This is a genomic window from Streptomyces lacaronensis (assembly GCF_047337785.1).
In the GTDB taxonomy this organism is placed as follows: Bacteria; Actinomycetota; Actinomycetes; order Streptomycetales; family Streptomycetaceae; genus Streptomyces; species Streptomyces lycopersici.
The window spans coordinates 546,965-565,384 of record NZ_JBLHDK010000003.1 but is presented as its reverse complement, the minus strand read 5'-3'; the positions used below and the strand labels follow the sequence as shown (position 1 = coordinate 565,384).

At 69.3% G+C, this 18,420-nt stretch carries 27 protein-coding genes and 1 pseudogene; 11 read left to right on the top strand and 17 right to left on the bottom strand.

Annotated elements, in window-relative coordinates; translation table 11 throughout:
* Positions 1 to 111: 111 nt before the first annotated feature.
* A complete protein-coding gene (locus ACMTAK_RS03580; RefSeq protein ID WP_413804778.1) occupies positions 112 to 690 on the bottom strand; it encodes a TetR/AcrR family transcriptional regulator in 579 nt (192 codons plus the stop codon).
* 83 nt (positions 691 to 773) lie between these two features.
* Here ACMTAK_RS03580 and ACMTAK_RS03575 point away from each other — a divergent pair, with 83 nt between their 5' ends.
* Positions 774 to 1,661 carry an aldo/keto reductase gene (locus tag ACMTAK_RS03575; RefSeq protein WP_413804777.1) on the top strand — a complete coding sequence of 296 codons (888 nt, stop codon included), beginning with the start codon at positions 774 to 776 and terminating at the stop codon, positions 1,659 to 1,661.
* A 36-nt stretch (positions 1,662 to 1,697) separates the two neighbouring features.
* On the opposite strand, the pseudogene ACMTAK_RS03570 reads toward ACMTAK_RS03575, so the two are convergent.
* Both ACMTAK_RS03570 and ACMTAK_RS03565 read right to left on the bottom strand, forming a co-directional pair.
* Positions 1,698 to 2,063, bottom strand: a pseudogene (locus ACMTAK_RS03570) (transposase); the annotation flags it as partial.
* Between the two features lie 63 nt (positions 2,064 to 2,126).
* A complete protein-coding gene (locus ACMTAK_RS03565) occupies positions 2,127 to 2,519 on the bottom strand; it encodes a winged helix-turn-helix transcriptional regulator (protein ID WP_413804776.1) in 393 nt (130 codons plus the stop codon).
* A gap of 107 nt (positions 2,520 to 2,626) precedes the next feature.
* On the opposite strand from ACMTAK_RS03565, the gene ACMTAK_RS03560 reads away from it, so the two are divergent.
* Positions 2,627 to 3,463 carry an enoyl-CoA hydratase/isomerase family protein gene (locus ACMTAK_RS03560; protein ID WP_413804775.1) on the top strand — a complete coding sequence of 279 codons (837 nt, stop codon included), beginning with the start codon at positions 2,627 to 2,629 and terminating at the stop codon, positions 3,461 to 3,463.
* Positions 3,464 to 3,847: 384 nt separating this feature from the next.
* On the opposite strand, the gene ACMTAK_RS03555 is transcribed toward ACMTAK_RS03560, so the two are convergent.
* The 3 genes from ACMTAK_RS03555 to ACMTAK_RS03545 form a co-directional block, all read right to left on the bottom strand.
* Positions 3,848 to 4,090, bottom strand: a complete 243-nt coding sequence (locus ACMTAK_RS03555) for a hypothetical protein (RefSeq protein ID WP_413804774.1) — start codon at positions 4,088 to 4,090, stop codon at positions 3,848 to 3,850.
* A 317-nt stretch (positions 4,091 to 4,407) separates the two neighbouring features.
* Positions 4,408 to 5,373 (bottom strand): glycoside hydrolase family 6 protein, encoded by a 966-nt coding sequence (locus tag ACMTAK_RS03550; RefSeq protein WP_413804773.1) that lies wholly within the window; start codon positions 5,371 to 5,373, stop codon positions 4,408 to 4,410.
* Between the two features lie 232 nt (positions 5,374 to 5,605).
* A complete protein-coding gene (locus tag ACMTAK_RS03545) occupies positions 5,606 to 5,746 on the bottom strand; it encodes a hypothetical protein (protein ID WP_413813272.1) in 141 nt (46 codons plus the stop codon).
* A 174-nt stretch (positions 5,747 to 5,920) separates the two neighbouring features.
* On the opposite strand from ACMTAK_RS03545, the gene ACMTAK_RS03540 reads away from it, so the two are divergent.
* From ACMTAK_RS03540 to ACMTAK_RS03515, 6 genes are read left to right on the top strand one after another with little or no spacing between them, the layout of a single operon-like run.
* Positions 5,921 to 6,118, top strand: coding sequence for a ferredoxin (locus ACMTAK_RS03540; RefSeq protein WP_413804772.1), 198 nt, complete (start codon positions 5,921 to 5,923; stop codon positions 6,116 to 6,118).
* Between the two features lies 1 nt (position 6,119).
* Entirely contained in the window at positions 6,120 to 7,121 is a 1,002-nt protein-coding gene (locus tag ACMTAK_RS03535; protein WP_413804771.1) for an FAD-dependent oxidoreductase, read from the top strand.
* A complete protein-coding gene (locus tag ACMTAK_RS03530; protein WP_413804770.1) occupies positions 7,012 to 8,244 on the top strand; it encodes a cytochrome P450 in 1,233 nt (410 codons plus the stop codon). The genes ACMTAK_RS03535 and ACMTAK_RS03530 overlap by 110 nt, the downstream gene beginning before the upstream one ends.
* Positions 8,241 to 9,098, top strand: a complete 858-nt coding sequence (locus ACMTAK_RS03525; protein ID WP_413804769.1) for an SDR family NAD(P)-dependent oxidoreductase — start codon at positions 8,241 to 8,243, stop codon at positions 9,096 to 9,098. The genes ACMTAK_RS03530 and ACMTAK_RS03525 overlap by 4 nt, the downstream gene beginning before the upstream one ends.
* Complete coding sequence (locus ACMTAK_RS03520) at positions 9,095 to 9,517, top strand: carboxymuconolactone decarboxylase family protein (protein ID WP_413804768.1); 423 nt, start codon at positions 9,095 to 9,097, stop codon at positions 9,515 to 9,517. The genes ACMTAK_RS03525 and ACMTAK_RS03520 overlap by 4 nt, the downstream gene beginning before the upstream one ends.
* Positions 9,518 to 9,574: 57 nt before the next feature.
* Positions 9,575 to 10,228, top strand: a complete 654-nt coding sequence (locus ACMTAK_RS03515; protein WP_413804767.1) for a TetR/AcrR family transcriptional regulator — start codon at positions 9,575 to 9,577, stop codon at positions 10,226 to 10,228.
* A 193-nt stretch (positions 10,229 to 10,421) separates the two neighbouring features.
* Here ACMTAK_RS03515 and ACMTAK_RS03510 read toward each other — a convergent pair whose 3' ends face one another.
* The 4 genes from ACMTAK_RS03510 to ACMTAK_RS03495 form a co-directional block, all read right to left on the bottom strand.
* Positions 10,422 to 10,589 carry a hypothetical protein gene (locus ACMTAK_RS03510; protein WP_413804766.1) on the bottom strand — a complete coding sequence of 56 codons (168 nt, stop codon included), beginning with the start codon at positions 10,587 to 10,589 and terminating at the stop codon, positions 10,422 to 10,424.
* A 164-nt stretch (positions 10,590 to 10,753) separates the two neighbouring features.
* A complete protein-coding gene (locus ACMTAK_RS03505; protein ID WP_413804765.1) occupies positions 10,754 to 11,212 on the bottom strand; it encodes a nuclear transport factor 2 family protein in 459 nt (152 codons plus the stop codon).
* Positions 11,209 to 11,730: a flavin reductase family protein gene (locus tag ACMTAK_RS03500; protein ID WP_413804764.1), complete on the bottom strand. Its 522-nt coding sequence runs from the start codon at positions 11,728 to 11,730 to the stop codon at positions 11,209 to 11,211. The genes ACMTAK_RS03505 and ACMTAK_RS03500 overlap by 4 nt, the downstream gene beginning before the upstream one ends.
* A 44-nt stretch (positions 11,731 to 11,774) precedes the next feature.
* On the bottom strand, positions 11,775 to 12,107 hold the full coding sequence (locus ACMTAK_RS03495) for a hypothetical protein (RefSeq protein ID WP_413804763.1): 333 nt from the start codon (positions 12,105 to 12,107) through the stop codon (positions 11,775 to 11,777).
* Positions 12,108 to 12,378: 271 nt separating this feature from the next.
* On the opposite strand from ACMTAK_RS03495, the gene ACMTAK_RS03490 reads away from it, so the two are divergent.
* Positions 12,379 to 13,563: an LLM class flavin-dependent oxidoreductase gene (locus tag ACMTAK_RS03490; protein WP_413804762.1), complete on the top strand. Its 1,185-nt coding sequence runs from the start codon at positions 12,379 to 12,381 to the stop codon at positions 13,561 to 13,563.
* Between the two features lie 542 nt (positions 13,564 to 14,105).
* On the opposite strand, the gene ACMTAK_RS03485 is transcribed toward ACMTAK_RS03490, so the two are convergent.
* The 3 genes from ACMTAK_RS03485 to ACMTAK_RS03475 form a co-directional block, all read right to left on the bottom strand.
* Entirely contained in the window at positions 14,106 to 14,954 is an 849-nt protein-coding gene (locus ACMTAK_RS03485; RefSeq protein WP_413804761.1) for an SDR family NAD(P)-dependent oxidoreductase, read from the bottom strand.
* On the bottom strand, positions 14,951 to 15,580 hold the full coding sequence (locus ACMTAK_RS03480) for a TetR/AcrR family transcriptional regulator (RefSeq protein WP_413804760.1): 630 nt from the start codon (positions 15,578 to 15,580) through the stop codon (positions 14,951 to 14,953). The genes ACMTAK_RS03485 and ACMTAK_RS03480 overlap by 4 nt, the downstream gene beginning before the upstream one ends.
* Positions 15,581 to 15,676: 96 nt before the next feature.
* On the bottom strand, positions 15,677 to 16,063 hold the full coding sequence (locus ACMTAK_RS03475; protein WP_413804759.1) for a VOC family protein: 387 nt from the start codon (positions 16,061 to 16,063) through the stop codon (positions 15,677 to 15,679).
* A 113-nt stretch (positions 16,064 to 16,176) separates the two neighbouring features.
* Between ACMTAK_RS03475 and ACMTAK_RS03470 the strand changes: the two genes are divergently transcribed.
* Positions 16,177 to 16,944 (top strand): TetR/AcrR family transcriptional regulator, encoded by a 768-nt coding sequence (locus ACMTAK_RS03470; protein WP_413804758.1) that lies wholly within the window; start codon positions 16,177 to 16,179, stop codon positions 16,942 to 16,944.
* Here ACMTAK_RS03470 and ACMTAK_RS03465 read toward each other — a convergent pair.
* Positions 16,925 to 17,284, bottom strand: a complete 360-nt coding sequence (locus ACMTAK_RS03465) for a hypothetical protein (RefSeq protein WP_413804757.1) — start codon at positions 17,282 to 17,284, stop codon at positions 16,925 to 16,927. The two genes, ACMTAK_RS03470 and ACMTAK_RS03465, sit on opposite strands and share 20 nt — an antisense overlap.
* Positions 17,285 to 17,373: 89 nt before the next feature.
* On the opposite strand from ACMTAK_RS03465, the gene ACMTAK_RS03460 reads away from it, so the two are divergent.
* Positions 17,374 to 17,535 (top strand): helix-turn-helix domain-containing protein, encoded by a 162-nt coding sequence (locus tag ACMTAK_RS03460; protein ID WP_413804756.1) that lies wholly within the window; start codon positions 17,374 to 17,376, stop codon positions 17,533 to 17,535.
* 68 nt (positions 17,536 to 17,603) lie between these two features.
* On the opposite strand, the gene ACMTAK_RS03455 is transcribed toward ACMTAK_RS03460, so the two are convergent.
* Genes ACMTAK_RS03455 through ACMTAK_RS03445 form a run of 3 tightly spaced genes read right to left on the bottom strand, consistent with a single transcriptional unit; the run spans position 17,604 to position 18,386 of the window.
* Positions 17,604 to 18,011, bottom strand: coding sequence for a DUF2178 domain-containing protein (locus tag ACMTAK_RS03455; protein ID WP_413804755.1), 408 nt, complete (start codon positions 18,009 to 18,011; stop codon positions 17,604 to 17,606).
* On the bottom strand, positions 18,001 to 18,192 hold the full coding sequence (locus tag ACMTAK_RS03450) for a helix-turn-helix transcriptional regulator (protein ID WP_413804754.1): 192 nt from the start codon (positions 18,190 to 18,192) through the stop codon (positions 18,001 to 18,003). Before ACMTAK_RS03450 ends, ACMTAK_RS03455 begins: the two co-directional genes overlap by 11 nt.
* A gap of 32 nt (positions 18,193 to 18,224) precedes the next feature.
* On the bottom strand, positions 18,225 to 18,386 hold the full coding sequence (locus ACMTAK_RS03445) for a hypothetical protein (RefSeq protein WP_413804753.1): 162 nt from the start codon (positions 18,384 to 18,386) through the stop codon (positions 18,225 to 18,227).
* Positions 18,387 to 18,420 lie beyond the last annotated feature (34 nt).

Genomic DNA, 18,420 nt, shown 5'->3' with positions numbered 1-18,420 from the left:
AATGTCGACGCGCTGCTGGCCGACTCATCCCTGCCCGGTGAGGTCTTCGCGGCGATCATCGCGGCGACGGCCCTCCTGCAACTCGGCACTTGGGAGAAGCGCCCGGCCCCGTCAGCCGCGCTTCGCTGACGTTCCGGCCCGCAAGCCGTCGACGAGCAGGTCGAGCATCCGCCCGGCCTGCTCGCGGTCGTCTGTCGCGAGGAAGATCCCTACCAGGGTGCTGACGACGTCGTCGGGGCGCACGTCTGCCCGGAGCGTGCCCTCTCGCGCCCCGGCGGCGATCAGCGCGCCGACGGCGCCGTTGATGTTCGCTCGCGCGCGGGCGGAGGCGACCGTGCCCTCGGCGGTGATCGCCTTGAGTGTCTCGGCCATGCCGCGTTTGGTGGCGATGAAGTCGGCGTAGTCGTCCATCCATGTGCGCAGTGCGGTGACGGGCTCGTGCTCGGCGAGCAGCGGTTCCACGCGGGAGCACAGTTGCGCGCGTTCGGCGCGGTAGACCGCCTCGATCAGCGCCTCGCGGGTCGGGTAGTGCCGGTAGAGCGTGCCGATCCCGACGCCGGCCTCGCGGGCGACGGCCTCCAGGGTCGGTGTCTGTCCGGCGGTGAAGGCGGCGCGGGCCACCTTGAGGAGGCGGTCCCGGTTGCGCTGGGCGTCGGCCCGCAGGCGTGGTTCACGGTTGACAGTAGCCATGAAGCGGAGGCACCTCCGATTGTGATACGTTGCGGAGGTCCCTCCGCTTAGCCGTGAGCCTACCGTTCCACGGGAGTCCCACCATGACCACCACCGGCACCACTTCGGGCGCACGCCCACACCCCGGCGGGCTCACGTCTCTCGCCGGACGTCCCGTCGCCCGCATCGGCTACGGCGCGATGCAGCTCGAGCACGGCGACGACGAGCAGGCCCTCGCCGTGCTGCGGCGGGCCGTCGAGCTGGGCGTCGACCACATCGACACCGCCGAGTTCTACGGAGCGGGCCGCGTCAACGCGCGCATCCGAGCCGCACTGCACCCCTATTCCGAGCACCTGGTGCTGGCCGGCAAGGTCGGTGCCACCAGCGACCCGAACGGCCAGTACGGGCTGCGTCCGGCGCAAAAACCCGCCGAACTGCGCTCCGAACTGGAGGCGAACCTGCGCACGCTGGGCGCCGAGCGCCTCGACGTGGTCAACATCTACCCGATGTACCGGACGCAAGGAATCCCAGCCGACCAGCGGGTCGACTTCGATGACCAGCTCGCCGAGCTGATCGCCCTGCGCGACGCCGGGCTGCTCGGTGGAATCGGCCTCAGCCACGTCGACGCCGACCTGCTACGGCACGCCCTGCCGGCCGGCGTCGTCTGCGTGCAGAACGCCTACAGCCTCGTCGACCGTTCGTCCGAGCCCGTGCTCGACCTCTGCCGTGAGCACGGCATCGCCTGGGTGCCGTACTTCCCGCTCGGGTCGGGGTTCCCGGAGCTGCCGAAGGTCGCCGACCAGCCCGCCGTGCGGGAGGTAGCGACGCGGCTGGGCGCAACCCCGGCCCAGGTCGGGCTGGCATGGGTGCTCACCCGGGGGCCGCAGACGCTTCTCATCCCGGGCACCCGCAGCCTCGACCACCTCGAGGAGAACCTCGCCGTCGGCGACATCGTGCTCGACGAAGAGGCGCTGGCCGTGCTGGAGGAATAGCCCGCGCTTCCCGTGCTCCTCGGCGGCATCCAGAAGTACTTCAGCGCGGGCCTGCCGGATCGATGTCAGCGCCCGCTTCCCGCCACGCGGGAGCGTGTCGATCAGGCGGGCGATGGTCGGGTCGGAGGCCACCGGCCCGAACACGGCCCGTTGGCCCCCAACACGCCCACGTCCGCGAGGCAGCCCCGCCCAGTGCGACTGCGCGTGCCACATCCAGCAGGTTCTTCCCCGGATCGTGCACCGCACGTCGCTTCCGCCATGGCGTAACGCTGCCGATATCGCCTGGTCCAGACGGGTCTTGCCGGCCGTCTCCACCAGCAGTACACCGCCGGCCTGGGACACCACCCCACAGCGGTCGCCCTCGACGCGGACGCGCGGGTATGACCCGATACGTTTGCTCACCGGGACTTGCCCTGGTAGAGGAACTGCAGGTTGCAGGGGTCGTATAGGTGAGTGAGCAGGCGGCTATGTGTCAGCCCTGCTGTCGTACGCCCGCCGGCAGTTCTGGATTTCCTCGCCGTGCTCGACAGTCCAGCTGTAAAGATGCCCGAATGGCTCGCGCAGGGATTCGCCCAGCGCCGTGAGCGAGTACTCGACGCCGACCGGTGAGGTCGGCAGTACTTTCCGCTGAATCATGCCGTTCCGCTCAAGACGGCGCAGTGTCTGAGTGAGGACACGCTGCGTCACACCTTCCAAGCGGCGCTTCAGCTCATTGAACCGCATGGGCCGCTCCAGAAGCGCCATGACCATCATCGACCACTTGTCTGCTATCTGGTCGAGTATCGGTCGGCTGGGGCAGTCCGCCCGGAAAACGATGTGTGTTCCCTCGTCAACGCCGTGCGGGTCGGTATCCCTCATGATCCTTGGTTCTCCCAGAGTGCGTTCTTGACGGTCCCAGCAGCGTCGCCGACGGTAGGTATGCATCGCAAACCTACACACCTATCGGTTACTAAATGGAGAACCTCTTGACCACCAATGTCTACTCGACTCTGCGGGTGAGCATCGAAGACGGCGTCGCCCGGATCGTCCTCGATAATCCGCCGGTGAACGTGCTCGACGCGACGATGATGCGCGAGCTCCGCACTGCGCTGGACGGCTTGAGGGGCGATTCATCGGTCCGGGTGATCGTCTTCTCCAGCGCCGACCCGGAGTTCTTCCTCGCTCATGTGGACATGCGGATCGGGGAGACGACGGACGTTCTGGAGCAGCTCGCCGCGTCGGCGCCGGCGGACGTCAATGTGTTCCAGGCCGTGGGCGAACTCCTCCGCCATCAGCCCCAGGTGACCATCGTGAAGCTCGCCGGGAAGACCCGGGGAGGCGGGGCGGAATTCGTAGCCGCGGCGGACATGGCATTCGCCGCCGCCGAGACCGCCGGAATCGGCCAGATCGAAGCCCTCATGGGCATCGTCCCCGGCGGGGGCGGAACGCAGTACCTCCGTGACCGCGTGGGCCGCAACCGTGCGCTGGAGGTGGTGCTCACCGCGGACCTGTTCGATGCCGAGACCGCAGCGTCTTACGGCTGGATCAACCGGGCTCTGCCGGCCGACCAACTCGATGAGTACGTCGACCGTATCGCCCGCAATATCGCTGCCCTGCCCGATGGTGTCATCGAAGCGGCCAAGCGCGCATTGCCTGCCGAACACATCACGGACGGACTCCTCCGTGAGAACGAGGCGTGGGCCACTCAGATTGCTTTGCCTGCTGTTCAGCAATTGATGGGCCGAGGACTGCGCAACGGGGCGCAGACCCCGACAGGTGAACGCGACCTCGAGGAACTGATGCGCAGCGTCACGCGCCAATGAGCCAGAACCGGTAGCTGACGCCGAGACGGCCGTGCGGGCGGGTGGCGCGATCCCGCAGCTCCCTGGAGCGGTCGCTACTGCGTACCGCCCGGGCCGTCGCGCGGGAGATCGCCTCGCCGCAAGCCGCCCAGAACCGGACGGGAATATCGGCTTCGCGGGCCGGTGGACGTGGCCTACCCGGCCCGGTCCTGGACATCGATGCCACGCTGATCACCTGTCACTCGGAAAAAGCAGGCGGCGGCCACCTACGAACGCGGCCCTGGCGCAGCTCCCCGACGCCCACCGCCACAGCGCCGATCTCCTCATCCGCGCCGACCGCGCCGCAGGCGCCAAGGCGTTCCTGACCTACCTACGCGGCCCTCGCGGGCATGGCATCCACACCTTCTACTCGGTCGGGTATCCCGTCACCGAGCCGGTCCGCCGGGTGATCCGCGCCGGCCCGAGCACGTCCGGCACCCCGCGCTTGAGCAGCTCGGCGGCCTCCGCACCGGTGCGGAGGCCGCCGAGCTGACCGGTGTGATCGCCCTCGCCGACTATCCGGACGGCACACGGATCACCGTCCGTCGGGAACGCCCGCATCCCGGCGCCCAGCTGTCCTTGTCCGACCTGGACGGGGGCATGCGCCACCAGGTCTTCCTCACCGGAACCCCTGAGGTGATGGCCCGTTGCAGCATCTGGAGGTCCGCCACCGCGCGCACGCACGGGTCGAGGACCGCATCCGCTGAGGCGAAGACCACGGGCCTCGGCCGCTTCCCTCCCGTCACTTCGCCATCAGCCAAGCGTGGCTGGAGCTGTCCCTGACCGCCATCGACCTGCTCGCCTGGATGCGCCCGCTGCTCCTGGAAGGCGAACTGGCCGCCGCGGACCCGAAGAGGCCTCGTCACCGGCTGCCGCACGCAGCTGCCCGGCGGGGCAGGGATGATCCAGACCACGGGAGTCCCGGATCAGTAGCCGTAGATCATCTTGTAGGCGACCTCGGGGAGGAACTGTCCGGCCGAGGATCCGGCCCCGACGCCGCAGTTGCCGTCGGATTCGCCCGGGGCCTTGATCCACAAAAGCATCTCGGCGCCTCCGCCCAGCTGGGTGGGTGTGCCGATACGGCGGCCCGAGGGGTTGCACCACTGGTCGTTGGCCCCGTTGCCGTTGCGGCTGGTGTCCACGACGAACGGCTTGGTGTAGCCGTAGCGGGCGTTGAGTTCGCTGTTGACGGCATTGCCGTAGGCGGTGTTCTGGGCCGTGGTGAAGTAGTTGGAGACGTTGAGGGAGAAGCCGTGGGCCTGTCGGAGGCCGGCTTCGTGGAGGCGCCGGGCCATGGTCGCCGGGTCCGCCCAGCCCGGGTTGCCGGCGTCGAGGTAGACCCAGGTGTTGGGGGCCTGGCGGCTGAACTGGGCGAGGGCGCCGGTGAGCATGCCCTCGCGTTCGTCGATCTGAGCCTGGGTCATGCAACCGTAGTCCCCGAGAGAGTCCGGTTCGAGGATGACGACCGCCGGGCGGTCGGCGATCCCCCCGGCGAACTGGGCGATCCAGGTCGCGTAGGCGGACGGCGAGGCGGCCCCGCCCGCGGAGTGCCCTCCGCAGTAGTCGCGGTTGTATATGTTGTAGGCGACGAGGATGGGCAGTTTGTCCCCGTGGTCCGCGGCGCCCACGTACGCGCCGGTGGCGGTGCCGATGGTGCCGCTCCAGGAGCCGAACCAGCGGGCCATCGGGGTATTGGCGATGGAGACGTTGATCGCGGGCGCCCGGCCGTCGCCGGGGTTGGCGGCAACCCACCTCTTCGCGCTGGAGTCGGGGTCCACATAGAACCCGTTGGTCATGGTGGTCGGGTCGGCCGCGTGGGCGGACGGTGCGACGGCGAGCGCCAGCGGCAGCGCGAGGAGCGCTGTCACCAGGGCGCGGAGTCTGCGGCGCATGACGGTACCTCGGTTTCCTGACAGGGGTGTGTCGCACGCTCTCGGTCACGAGCGTGCGACGCGCTGAGGAAGTGCGGTGGTACGACGTCCCGTTGTGCCGGCGACTCTCCGGCAGGGATGACGCGGCCGAAGGTCGGCAGCGAGATTGGGAGCGCTCCCACCGGAAGCGTTCCCCATAGCGCTGAGGACACGTGGGGTGTGGTCGGTATCGTGTTGCGGGCTGGTGAAGCTGTCAAGGGCCGGCGTACAACTCGCCCTTCACATGGCGAAGACAAGGCCGCTCGGCTTCGGAGACCTGGCCGTCGCCCAGATCGCCGATCCGCCGCTCACCACCGTCCATCAGCCCATAGCGGCTTTCGGGCGTCGTCCGCATCCCCTGTCTTCTTGCGTTCGCCGGTCGGTGGCGCGATGCCGAAGTGGGCGTTCCGCATGCCGCTTTCGCGATCTCTTGCCCACTCTAACCAGACATCCGTAAGGTGATGCGTGTCAGGTCATGCACGGCTGGGGACGGAAGAGCCCGAACTGTGCTCACGGGAAAGGCAGTTGGGTGCAGATAACGGTCGATGAAGAGAAATGCTGCGCTGCCGGGCAGTGCGTGCTTGTGGCCCCGGAGGTGTTCGATCAGCGGGACGAGGACGGCATCGTGGTGCTGCTCGACCCGGAGCCCGGGACGGCGCAGGAAGCCGCCGCACGAGAGGCCGCGCAGGTGTGTCCGGCTGCCGCAATTCTGATCGAGAAGGGCTGATGTGACTGCCGCTCCGGAACCGCGGCGGCTCATCGTGTTCGGTGCGTCGGCCGCGGGCCTGGCTGTTGCCCGCCAGGTGTGTCTGGTCGACGGCACGACGTGCGAGTACGACGCGCTGGTGGTCGCCACCGGAGCGGCTGCGGTGCGTCCCGTCTCACTGGGCGTCGGTCTGGCCGGCAGCCAGGTCGTGCGCGGCCTCCCGGACGCGCTCCGGCTTCGTGACGCGCTCGCCCAAGGTAGTCGGCCGGTCGTGGTCGGCGCCGGATTCGTCGGGGCCGAGGCGGCGACCGTCGCTCGAGGCATGGGCGTACCGGTGACGGTGGTCGACCCGCTGGCGCTCCCCATGGTCGGCGTGCTGGGCGAGGAGGTGGCGCAGATGCTCGCCGAACGCCATCGCGCTGCCGGAGTGGACCTGCGGTGCGGTGTCGACGTCACCGAGGTGCCTTCCGAGACCGGCCGTACCACGGGGGCGGCCCTGGACGACGGCAGCGTCGACGACGCGACGAACGTGCTGGTCGCCGTCGGTGCTCGCCCGGCCGTGGGCTGGTTCGCCGACTCTGGTGTGCCGCTCGGCGATCGGAAGCGCGACGGCTTCGAAGGCGTGCTGTGCGACAAGGCCGGGCGAGCGGGCGAGGGCATCTGGGCCGCGGGTGACATGGCGGCCTGGTTAGACCCGGCGAGTGGGCGCCATCGGCGCAGCGAGCACCGGCTCGCCGCGACGGAGGAGGGCCGAGCCTGGGCAACGGCATGGCCCGCTCCCTACGCACCTGGCGGCGGGTCGTCCTCGACCGGGCCGCATGGCCCGCAGCTGCTCCGTCCGCCGCATAGGCGTCGGCGGACCGCGTACTCGCAACTCACCCAGAACAAAGACGTTCGAAAGAAGGCAAGGCGACATGACCACCTCCGCACCCCCCACCCCGGCACCCGACAGCGAGGCGCCCTTCTTCCCGACCCCACGTACCTGTCCCTTCAGCACGCCGCCGCAGCACACCGAGTTCCGTGAGGCCGGCGGCCTGCACAAGGTCACCATCTGGGACGGCTCGCAGCACTGGCTCGCCACCCGGCACGAGGACATCCGCGCCGTCCTGGGCAGCCAGTGCTTCAGCGCCGACGTGCGCCACCCCAAGTACCCGCTCGACTGGTCCACCCAGCGCGAGGAGCAGGGCGGCCTCTTCCTGCGCCTCGACGATCCCGAGCACACCCGGCTGCGGCAGATGCTCACCCGGGAGTTCAGCGTCAAGCGCACCCGGGCCATGTACGACGAGCTCCTGCGGATCACGGACGAGCTGATCGACGCCATGCTCGCCAAGGACGGTCCCGTCGACTTCGTCCAGGAGTTCGCGCTCGCCCTGCCGTCCCGGGCCATCTGCCTCGTCCTGGGCGTCCCCTACGAGGACCGGGACGTCTTCCAGAAGCACGCGGACCTCGGCGCCGACCTGACCGCCACGCACGAGGAGCGTGTCCAGGGACAGTTGGAGGCGATCGCGTACTACACGGATCTCATCGAGCGCAAGCGTCGCGAGCCCGGCGAGGACATGATCAGCCGTCTCCTCGCGGACCACTCCGGTCCGGACGGATTCCCGCCCGAGACCATGCCCGGTCTGGTCGCGCTCCTGACCGGAGCAGGACACGAGACCACCGCGAACATGCTGGGTCTGGGCCTGACCGCGCTTCTCGTCAACCCCGACCAGCGCGAACGGCTGGTCGCCCACCCCGAGCTGGCGGCCAGCACCGTGGAGGAGATGCTGCGCTACTGGAGCATCGTCGCCGTCAACCCGCGCCGTGTCGCTCTCGAAGACGTGGAGATCGGCGGGCAGCTGGTCCGCGAGGGTGAGGGCGTCATCGTCTCGTTGGTCGCCGGAAACCACGACCCGCGCGTCTTCGACACGGACGAGTGCCCCGCCGACCGGCTCGACATCGGCCGCAACCCCCGCAACCACGTCGCCTTCGGCTTCGGCACCCACCAGTGCCTGGGCCAGAACCTCGCCCGTGTCGAGATGGAGGTGGCCTGGCCCCGCCTCTTCGAACGGATCCCCGGGCTGCGGCTGGCCGTCGCCGAGGACGAACTGGACTTCAAGAGCGAGACCGCCGTGTACGGCCTGAAGTCCTTGCCGGTGACCTGGTGAGCACCGGCGCGTTCACCGTCGGGGGCTACCTCGACGGCCGCGGCAGGCGTATGGAGGGAAAGGCGGTGCTGATCACCGGTGCCGGCAGCAGCGGAGACTTCCTCGGCACGGGAGCCGCGACCGCACTGCTGCTCGCCGCGCAGGGCGCCACCGTCGGGATTCTCGACGTCAGTGAGGAGCGCGCCGCGCACACGTGCACGCGTATCGAGGAGGCCGGCGGCAAGACCGTCACGCTGGTGGCCGACATCACCGACGAGGACGCCGTCGGTGACGCCGTGGACTCCTTCGCGTTCACGGCGGACCGGCTCGACGCGGTCGTCAACAACGCGGCCGTCACCGCCGAGGGGGACATCAAGACGGCGACCCGCGCCGACTGGGACCGGGTCTTCGCCGTCAACGCGACCGCCCCCATGCTGGTGGCCCGCGCCGCCCACCCGCATCTCGTCCGCAGCGGTGGGGGCTCGATCGTCAATGTCTCGTCCATCGCCGGCCTGCGCGGCTTCGGCACCGGCGCCTACGGCTCCAGCAAGGGCGCCTTGCAGTCCCTGACCGTCGACCTCGCCCACGCCTGGGGGCCGGACAACATCCGCGTCAACTGCCTGGTCCCCGGGCACCTGTACACCCCCATGGGGGACCAGGGCGGGGCCGAGGGCCGGGAGATGCGCCGCAAGGCCAATCTGCTGGGACTGGAGGGCACCGCCTGGGACCTGGCCTGGGCCGCGCTCTTCATGGCCGGCCCGGAGTCACGCTGGATCACCGGCACGGTGCTCCCCGTGGACGCCGGGACCACCACCGCGACCGGCCTGGGCATGTTGTCCCGCCTGACCGTACCCGAAAACGGAGAACAGCCATGAGCAGGACCGAAGACCTCGGGGCCGCCGACGCACAGCGCACGGCAAGTGCGCGCCGAGCGGCGGGGGAGCAGGTCGTGGAGGAGATGCTGGGCGCGGACTTCATGGCCGCGAACCTGAAGGCCGCGCCCGAGGGGGAAGGCCCCGTACCCAGCATGGGCCGACTGGCCCTGGAGCACGTCTTCGGGGACATCTGGACCCGTCCGGGGCTCGCCCGGCGCGACCGCAGCCTGATCACCCTCGGCGTGCTGATGGCTCAAGGACATCAGACAGAGATCAGCAACCATGTCGTGGCAGGCCGGGCCAACGGACTCAGCCCGGAGGAGATCCTGGAAGCCGTACTCCACACCGTCCCGTACATCGGGTACCCAGCGGCCGGCCGGGCGATGGCCACGGCCACGCGTGCCCTCGGGCAGGCGTAGCTGCTTCGGGGAGGTCGACCGGCCGGGCGACCTCCCCGAAGCAGCTGATGGACCACAATGAGAAAGGTGAACGACCAGCCATCCACCACCGTACGCAGGCGCAACGCCCGAGGCCAGGGCGAGCGGCTGCGCCAGGACATCCTCGCGGCCGTCGGCCGCCTGCTCGACGAGAAGGTGGCGAACGACGCCCTTCCCGTCTCCCTCCGGGAGGTCGCGCGCGAAGTCGGCATCGCCGCCCAGAGCATGTATCTGCACTTCGCCGACAAGGATGAGCTGGCCCGTGCGGTCACCGAAGACGGCTACGAGCGTCTCGTCGCTGCCATGCGCGACGCCGACGCCGAAGCGGTCGACTGCGGAGCCGATGCCCGCGAGCGGCTGCAAGCCCAAGCCGACGCCTACTACACCTTCGCCCGCACCCAACGTGGCGTTCACCGCCTCATGTTCGGCTATGACGCCACCGCCTTCGGGATACCGCGCGATGCCCATCCCGCTCGCGCTCTGTGGCAGCAGTGGCTCGCCGCCCTCCACGCCTGCGAGACCGAAGGCCGGCACTGGCCCGATGGCGTCGAACACGCGGCCACCACGCTCTGGTCGGCCCTCTTCGGCCGCTTCGCTCTGTGGGCCTCCACTTTCGGAGAGCAGGATCCGGAAGAACTGACGGTCTTCGCCCACCGCACCGTCGATACCGTCCTCCGCGGTGCGGTCGGGTGATACCCGGCATGGACCCCAGCCTCCGGCCCGCAGGCCGGTGGCTGACCCCGAAAGCCGGCAGCCGTCCGCTTGACGGCCGGACCTGGGATGAATATCCCGCCACGGCGGGCGTGCCAGGGTGTGAGGCTGGCGCCCCACCGCTGGTTGGGCCATCAACCCGCCGATCAGGCAAGCGGATCAGGAGCAGGGGCACTCATCCCGGAGCGCCGTCGCTGACCTCGTCGCGGGCCGCTGGCGCCGCGCCCTTTTGCTGGCCGGGGGCCTGGCGCCTGGCGTTGCGCAGGCCGAAGGCGGAGACCGCCGCCCCCAGCGGCGCCATGACCACCGGGACGACGAGTGCGGTGCGGTAGGCGTCCAGCACCCGCCTGGTGAGCCATCGGCGCCGACCGCGGCGATCCCACCGGCACGGCCTCCGGCGCCACCGTCGTACCGCCGCAGACCAGCAGCGCCGCGCCCGCCATATCGAGCAGCGCGTGGAAACGGCCCACGGGGAAGCGCCGTACAGTGGCAGCGGGGCACGGGCCGTTACGCCGGGGGCACTTGTACGGTTCCTCCCATGGCTATGACGAGCGGGACCGGGTCGAAGTACTCGGCGAAACGCTGGAGTCGACGGTCCCGCACCCGGGCCCGGACCACATAGGAGTTGCGGTATTCCGCGCCCGTGCTCCGCAGCCGCGTCGCGCTCCGGTACTGTGCCAGGAGCTCTGCCGGATCGTCGGTGAAGGCGTGAATGGTTACGTCGTGAAGGTTCTCCGGCTCGATGAAGTCAGGCATACGGCTGAGGAATTCCATGGTGGCGGCCCGCCCTTCGATACGGCGGGGGAAGTCACCGGGCGCGAACGGCATCTCGAAGACACAGTCGGGGTCCAGGATGTCGCGGATCGCATCGAAGTCCCAGGTGTTGATGGCGTCGATGAACCGGCGCAGCACTTCGGCTTCGCCCGCCCGGGCGCCGGTGCCGCCGGTCACTCGGTCAATGCTCATCGGTCCTCCTCCCGAACGGTCGCTCGTTGCGGTGCGGGGCTCCAGAGTTCGTCATCCAGGCCGCCGAGGCGGCCTCGAAAGTAGGCGAGTGGAGACCCTGCGCGGGCGCGGGCCCGGTCCACCTCCGCCAGGAACACCGAATGCGTGCCGCCGACGACTTCCCGCACCACCCGGCACTCCAGGGTGGCCAGAGCCCCTACGAGCAGGGGCAGCCCACCGGGCTCCCGGCAGATGGGCACTCCCGCGAATTTGTCGTCGCCCTTGCGCGCGAACCTCTCGGCGGTCGCGGCCTGGTCCTCGCGCAGGATGTTCACGGCGAAGCGGCCCGAAGCGCTGATCGCCCGTGCCGTGGCTGACCGCTCGTTCATGCATACCAGGAGCATCGGTGGATCGAGTGACAGAGAGCTGACCGCGCTGACGGTGGTGCCGCAGGGCCGACCGTCCCGCCATGTCGAGACGACGGTGACGCCGCTGGCGAAGTGCCCGATGACGCGGCGGAAGTCGTCGGATGGCGGCATGGTCCGGGACGTCGTCGCGGAGCGAGGGGTGGGGGCGGGAGCCATCACGCCGATTCCTGGCGCAGCTCTTGGTGCGCGCGCAGCGTGACGTCACCGGCGACCCACCCACGGGAGCGCGCGTAGTCGATCATCTGGTCGAAGGCGGTCGTCCACGCCGGGTCCTCGGCAGTGTCGCCGGCCAGCCGGCGGACGGCGTCGATCCGCAGGTACGCGTCCCCGTCAGGGCCGATCGAGCCCACGTCCCGGAGTGCGTCTTCGAGGCCGTCCGGGCGTCCGTCCGGACTCAGGACCACGAGTTTGAAGGCGCGGAAGTCGTCGGCTTCCTGTAGTTCGACGGAAGTGGCGGGTGGTGTCCGGAGGTCGACTTGGACGTACATGAAGGTTCCCCTCGCTCGACGGCGTCCGACGGCGTCCGACGGCCGGACGTCGGACGGTTCCCGGGTACCGGCCGGTGTCAGGGGTCGTCCAGGACGCATGGTTGAACCTAATCGAGCTCAAAGTTAAATGTGACCTCGAGCGCCGTCAATCATAAGCACCGAGCATGTTGCGTCTATTGACGCTTCGACACAACCGCATCTAGCGTTCAAATTGAAGTCGATTCACTCATCGCTGTTGTCGCGGTCCGCCGCGATGGAGAGAGCGGGAGACATGGCTGAACGGATGAACTTCGGCATCTTCCTCACCCCCTTTCACCTCCCCAACACCCAGAACCCCACATGGGCGTTGAGGCGGGACGTGGAACTGGTCAAGCACTACGACATGCTGGGTTTCGACGAGGTGTGGTTCGGCGAGCATCACTCGTGCGGGTGCGAGCTCATCGGCGATCCGATCACGATGATCGCCCATTGCGCGCCGCAGACACGGCACATCAAGCTCGGTACGGGCGTCTTCTCCCTTCCGTACCACAATCCGCTCTGGGCCGCCGAGCGCATGATCTTCGTCGACCATCTCACCCGTGGCCGGGCCATGTACGGCCTCGGTCCCGGAGCTCTCCCCACCGATGCGCAGATGATCGGTATCGAGCCGTCAGAGCAACGGGACGCGTTCGAACTCGACGTCGACGTCCTCATGCACCTGATCCACTCCGACGAGCCGATCTCGGTCAAGACCAGCCGGTACACCCTGAATGACGCCATGGTCCAGCTCAAGCCGTACTCGGACTTCGAGGTCGCCGTCGCCGCTGTGGTGTCACCGAGTGGACCTCGCATCGCGGGCAAGCACGGGCTCTCCCTCATGTCGATCGCCGCGACGATGCAGGGCGGAACCGACGCGTTGGCCGGCCACCGCCGCATCGTCGAGGAACGGGCCCGGGAATTCGGCGCGCCCGCGGCACCGCGCTCGACGTGGCGGCTGCTGGGGCCCATGCACCTCGCCGAGACGCGCGAGCAAGCGGTCGAGGACGTCCGTCACGGTATCGACCTGTGGTTCGACTACATGCAGAACGTCTCGGCATCCCCGCAGTTCTCCCCGGCCGGTACCACGACTGAGGAGCGCATCCGGTGGGTCGTCGACAGCGGAGTCGGCGTGATCGGCACACCGGACGACGCGATCGAGCAGATCCGGCGGCTTCAGGAGATGAGCGACGGCGGCTTCGGCACATACCTGATCATGGGCAACGAATGGGCGCGGTTCGATGCGACGAAGCGCTCGTGCGAGCTCTTCGCCGAACACGTCATGCCAGTCTTCCAGAACCAGAACGCGCGGCTGCGCGCGAGCGAGCGATGGGGCCGCGGCCACCACGACGACCTGCACGCCCGTCAGACGGCCGCACTCCGGGCGGCGAGCGACAAGCACGCCGCCGAACAGGAAGCGAAATCCGTGGCGACCGACTGACTGAATGAGTCCGCTGTCAAAGTGATGCCGCGATCCGCAGCCTCCGACGTCAGCAGCACAGACGCCGTGCCGGCGTCCGGCTGGCCGTACGGACCGACTGGACGCCGCGGAGCAACTGGACGGTCCGACGACCATACGGCGGGCGCCGGAACCGTTGACTGCGAGGCGGTGGCCGGGGCAAGGGGCGCGAGGCCGCCACGTTCGTGTCGACCGAGCAGAACGGCGAGGTCAGCGTTGTACCGGAGGATGTGCTTCCGCTAGTGCGGGCGGGCCGCCTCGACCCGGCCCTGTTCAATGTCACCGAGACCCGAACATGCCCAGGCCCCATCTCAGGCCCGTACAGCCTCTGGTCCGTCAACACTGCCGTGACCTCGGGCTCTTGTACGCCGAGACCGGACTCCTCGACTCCTACTGGCAAGGGCTGCGGCACATGCACACGGTCGGCGGTGCGGCCCGGCCCGAATGAGCGCCGTCGGCCGCGGGGCGAAGGGGGCGGTCGGGGCTCGGTGTCCCTGCCGTGAGTCTGCTGAGCGGGGTCCGGGTCAGTGCGCGGTCGTGAGGTAGCCGTTCACGAGCGCGAGGCTGTGGGCACGCAGGGCCGCTCGGGCCTGTTCGTCGTAAGCCTGGTCCATCGGGCGCGCGGGCCGGAGGCGGTCGAAGAATCGGCCGGTGGTGCCTTCCAGGGCGGGGTCGACGGCGAGTCGGCGGGTGGCCTTGACCCCGGACTCCAGGGTGTCGGCGGTGACGCCGATCTCGGACAGGACGATCTTGGTCGGCATATAGGTGCCGGGGTGCAGGCAGGTGGCGGTCAGTTCGGTGGGCGCGAACCGTCCGGCGAGGTCGAAGCAGTGCATGATCTGCGCGAGTTTGCTCTGGCCGTAGGCGCGTGTGCCCGAGTATCCGCGTTCGAGCATGAGGTCGTCGAAGTCGAGTGGATGCTGGCCCAGGGACGAGACGTGGACGACGCGGGCGGCGTGCTCCGTGGTCGCGGAGGCGTGCAGGAGCGGGAGCAGGTTCTCGGTGAGGAGGAACGTCGCGAGGTAGTTCACCGCGAAGCGCAGCTCATGGCCGTCGCGGCTGGTGCGGCGCTGGCGTCCGTCGGGCTCGCCGGAGCCGATGCCCGCGTTGTTCACGAGTACGTCGAGACTGCCGACGCTGTCCGCGATCGTGTCGGCCAGTCGGGCCACCTGGGCGAGGTCGGACAGGTCGGCGGTCGCGGTGACGGGTGCGGCGGCGCCGGCGCCTTCGATCTCGGCGACGACCCGCTCGAGTTTGGCGGGGTCGCGGCCGTGCAGGACGAGTCGGACGTCGCGGTCGGCCGCGAGGCGCATGGCGAGGGCGCGTCCGAGGCCGTCGGTGGCGCCGGTGATCGCGATGGTCGTGGTGGTCATGCCAGTTCCTCCGGAGCGAGACTGCGGGTGAGGAGGCCGAAGAGGGCGTCGACGAGGGCATGGGGGGCCGCGTCGGCCGAGCCGGAATCGAGCGGTGGAGGTGCGGCAAGCACCTCGTACCAGAGCAGGCCGAAGACGATCCGCGCGTCGAGCGCCGGTGAACGGCCTGCCGGGAAATCCCCCCGCTCGACGGCGCGGCCCGCCAGGATCTCGAAGGCGGCGCGGCGGCGGGCGAGGAACTGTTCACGGAAGCAGGCGCCGAACTCGGGGTCGATCTGCGCCTGGGCCATCAGCGTGCGCATCACGCGCATCACCGAGGGGTCCAGGCCCAGCGCGAACGACCGATCGAGGAACTGGCGCAGGTCTGCCGCGTAGCTGCCGTGGTCGTCGAGCCCGATCTGGACGTCGGCCTTGAGCGCCAACGCGTCGAGCAGCACATCGGCCTTGGACGGCCACCAGCGATAGACGGTCTGCTTGCCGGTGCCCGCCCGCGCGGCGATTCCCTCCACCGTCAGGCCGGGGTAGCCGAGCTCGACCGTGAGCTCCCAGGCAGCGGTGAGGATCGCGGTGCGGCTGCTCTCACTGCGCTTGCGGCCGGGGCGGACCGGCTCGGGGGTGGACGGCATGGTTCCGAGGGTACATGAATCGAACCGAGACGTACCGGTTCGCAATCCGTACGGGACGTTCGCCGAGGGTCGGCGTCGCGGCCGGCCCCGCGGCCGTCACTGATGCGCGGGGGCGGCCCAGGCGACGAGCTGCAGGATGGCGCCGTTGGGGTCGGTGACCTGGAAGAGGCGCTCGCCCCAGGGCTCTTCGCGCAGTGGCATGGTGATGGGGGCGCCCTCGCTCCGCAGCCGCTCGTACTCGGCGTCCAGATCGTTCACGGTGAACGCGATGATCACGCCTGCGGCGTGCTGGTCCCGGAAGCCTTCGGGCAGGGCCTCGATACCGCGCTGCAAGAAGATCACGTTGGCCGCGTCCTCGCGGACCAGCGAGGCGAAGCCGTCGGCGGCCACGGCTTCCTGAAAGCCGAAGTGCTTGACCAGGAACGCGGCGGATGCGGGGACGTCGTCAACGGTCAAGGAGACGGCGGTGGAGGTGATGTTCATGACCTGTCCCGGGGTGAGGGGGGTATCTCTGATATCTCTATACACAGTACACTGTACTGCGTATAGAGATAAGAGGTGCGGGGCCGAGGATCTGAGAAGGAAGAATGGAGCCCATGGCCAAGGAACACGGGGGCACGAGCGACCCGGCCCGCATTCTGGAACTGCTGTGGCGAGAGCCCGGACACGGAGATGCCCGCCGTGGCCCCAAGCAGGGTCTGACGGTCGACGCCGTTGTCCGGGTCGCCGTCGAGCTCGCAGACTCCGACGGCCTGGAGGCCCTGACCATGCGCGGCATCGCCCGGAAGTTGGGCGTGACCCCGATGACGCTCTACACCTACGTCCCGGGCAAGGCGGAGCTGCTCGACCTCATGCTGGACCGCGTGTACCTGGAGATGCCGCGCGGCGACCGATCGACGGCCACATGGCGCGGAAGGGTGGAGGCCGTCGCGCACGAGAACCGTGATCTGTACAACCGCCACCCCTGGGTCGCGACGATGTCCACAGCACGCCCGCCGCTGGGCCCCGGCCTCATGACCAAGTACGAACACGAACTGGCCGCGTTCGACGGCCTGGGCCTCGACGACGTGGAGATGGACGCAGCCCTCACCCTCCTTCTGGACTTCGTCCGCTCCGTCGCCCGCGCGACCCTTGACACCCAGGCCGCCGCCCGCGACAGCGTGATGTCCGACCAGCAGTGGTGGGCCGCCAACGAACCGCTCCTGACCAAGGTTTTCGACCCCGCCCGATTCCCCCTCGCGGCGCGGGTCGGAAGCGCCGCGGGGTCAGCGCACCAGAGCATGTACAACCCTGAACACGCCTTCGCCTTTGGACTGCAACGGATCCTGGACGGCCTCGCCCACCTCATGAGCCGTACCCGTTGACAGGCCGGGCCGCCGTGGGGGAGTCAGTGGCGGACCCGGCGGCTGGGGCGGGTCCCCGGCCGCGCTGAAAGCGGCGAAGCAGGCGGTCGAGTACGGCGCCGTCGGCACGGCGGGCCTTGCCCTGCCCGAGCTGGTCGAGGCGGCCATGCGGTGCGGCGAGACCGAGGTCGCCGCCGCGGCCCTCGCGTTCCTCCAAGAGCGCACGCAGGCGGGCCGGCAGGCGTGGGGTCTTGGCGTCGAGGCCTATGCGCGGGCCCTGGTGACCGAGGACGAGTCCGCCTACCAGGAGGCGATCGGCCTGCTCGACGACAGCGCACTGGTCGGCTACCGCGCCCGGCACATCTGCTGTAGGGGGAGTGGCTGCGCCGCCAGGGCCGGCGGCGTGACGCCCGTCCGCGCTGCGGCCGGCGCACGAGTCGCTGTCCGAAGGTGCACATCGCACGCCTGGTCGCCGACGCCGCCACCTCCAAGGAGGTGGCGGCGAAGCTGTTCCTCAGCCCGCGGACGGTCGACGCGCACCTGCGCAACATCTTCCGCAAGCTCGGGCTCACCTCGCGCAGGCAACTGCGAGAGCTGCCCGGCATTCGTTAGCCGCATGGTGGTGGCCGCGGCCGGCCGGCGAACCTGGCCGCTGCCGTCCCAGGGCGTCCGCAGGCCGGTCAGCCGCGACGCGAGAAGTAGATGGTGGCGAGGATGTAAGTCACGCCGCCTGCCCCGCACAGCACATCCCAGGGGTGACCGCTGCGCCCGCGGATCAATTCGGTCACGAAACCGGCCAGGAGCACCAGCACGAGAACGTGCATCGTAAACGCGGACGCGCGCTGGTTGATGGCTCGACGGCGCTCGTCCGTGGTCTGGCCGCGCAGCAACGCGGCGGACTCCGACCGGCGCGACGCCATGACGAGGATCAGCACATAAGCGCCCATGGTGACGAAGCCGCCGGCAGCCATTCCGGGGTCGTTCCGGGCCAGGAAGACCGCGATGAAGACGACGCCCATGGCCAGCCCCACGGCTGGAACGGCCCAGCGCTGGCCGCGGGTGGTCTGTGGCTTGTGGTCAGTCGACATGAAAGATCTCCTCCACCGTCTTACCGAAGTACCGGGCCATACGGATCGCCAGGGGCAGCGATGGGTCATAGCGAGACTGTTCGATGGCATTGATCGTCTGCCGGGAAACACCCAGCGCCCGCCCCAACTCCTGCTGGGAGAGCCCTATGACGATACGCAGCTGACGTACCTCGTTCCGCATGCATGGAAAGTAGGCTTTACATCAGGGGAGTGTCAAGTGACCTTTACATCGCCGGAGGCCCGGCGAAGGAACTCCGCGAGGTTGCGCACCTGGTCGCGGGTGCCGATCAGCACACCGTTGGAGCACGCCGACGCGTTGGGCCGGAGCCGTGCGGCCGACGTCTTCCACCACGCGGCACGCGAAGACCTGCCCACGACCCTGTTGCGCACGGTCGTGAACGGCCTCCGC

Excerpts from the sequence above, each read along its gene's own strand:
- ACMTAK_RS03565 (WP_413804776.1), bottom strand. The coding sequence starts at position 2,519 with ATGAGGGATACCGACCCGCACGGCGTTGACGAGGGAACACACATCGTT.
- ACMTAK_RS03455 (WP_413804755.1), bottom strand. The coding sequence starts at position 18,011 with ATGTCGACTGACCACAAGCCACAGACCACCCGCGGCCAGCGCTGGGCC.
- ACMTAK_RS03495 (WP_413804763.1), bottom strand. The coding sequence starts at position 12,107 with ATGTACGTCCAAGTCGACCTCCGGACACCACCCGCCACTTCCGTCGAA.
- ACMTAK_RS03520 (WP_413804768.1), top strand. The coding sequence starts at position 9,095 with ATGAGCAGGACCGAAGACCTCGGGGCCGCCGACGCACAGCGCACGGCA.
- ACMTAK_RS03480 (WP_413804760.1), bottom strand. The coding sequence starts at position 15,580 with ATGCCGTCCACCCCCGAGCCGGTCCGCCCCGGCCGCAAGCGCAGTGAG.
- ACMTAK_RS03580 (WP_413804778.1), bottom strand. The coding sequence starts at position 690 with ATGGCTACTGTCAACCGTGAACCACGCCTGCGGGCCGACGCCCAGCGC.
- ACMTAK_RS03505 (WP_413804765.1), bottom strand. The coding sequence starts at position 11,212 with ATGAGCATTGACCGAGTGACCGGCGGCACCGGCGCCCGGGCGGGCGAA.
- ACMTAK_RS03575 (WP_413804777.1), top strand. The coding sequence starts at position 774 with ATGACCACCACCGGCACCACTTCGGGCGCACGCCCACACCCCGGCGGG.
- ACMTAK_RS03485 (WP_413804761.1), bottom strand. The coding sequence starts at position 14,954 with ATGACCACCACGACCATCGCGATCACCGGCGCCACCGACGGCCTCGGA.
- ACMTAK_RS03545 (WP_413813272.1), bottom strand. The coding sequence starts at position 5,746 with ATGCGGACGACGCCCGAAAGCCGCTATGGGCTGATGGACGGTGGTGAG.
- ACMTAK_RS03475 (WP_413804759.1), bottom strand. The coding sequence starts at position 16,063 with ATGAACATCACCTCCACCGCCGTCTCCTTGACCGTTGACGACGTCCCC.
- ACMTAK_RS03530 (WP_413804770.1), top strand. The coding sequence starts at position 7,012 with ATGACCACCTCCGCACCCCCCACCCCGGCACCCGACAGCGAGGCGCCC.
- ACMTAK_RS03450 (WP_413804754.1), bottom strand. The coding sequence starts at position 18,192 with ATGCGGAACGAGGTACGTCAGCTGCGTATCGTCATAGGGCTCTCCCAG.
- ACMTAK_RS03490 (WP_413804762.1), top strand. The coding sequence starts at position 12,379 with ATGGCTGAACGGATGAACTTCGGCATCTTCCTCACCCCCTTTCACCTC.
- ACMTAK_RS03470 (WP_413804758.1), top strand. The coding sequence starts at position 16,177 with ATGGCCAAGGAACACGGGGGCACGAGCGACCCGGCCCGCATTCTGGAA.
- ACMTAK_RS03550 (WP_413804773.1), bottom strand. The coding sequence starts at position 5,373 with ATGCGCCGCAGACTCCGCGCCCTGGTGACAGCGCTCCTCGCGCTGCCG.
- ACMTAK_RS03515 (WP_413804767.1), top strand. The coding sequence starts at position 9,575 with ATGAGAAAGGTGAACGACCAGCCATCCACCACCGTACGCAGGCGCAAC.
- ACMTAK_RS03500 (WP_413804764.1), bottom strand. The coding sequence starts at position 11,730 with ATGCCGCCATCCGACGACTTCCGCCGCGTCATCGGGCACTTCGCCAGC.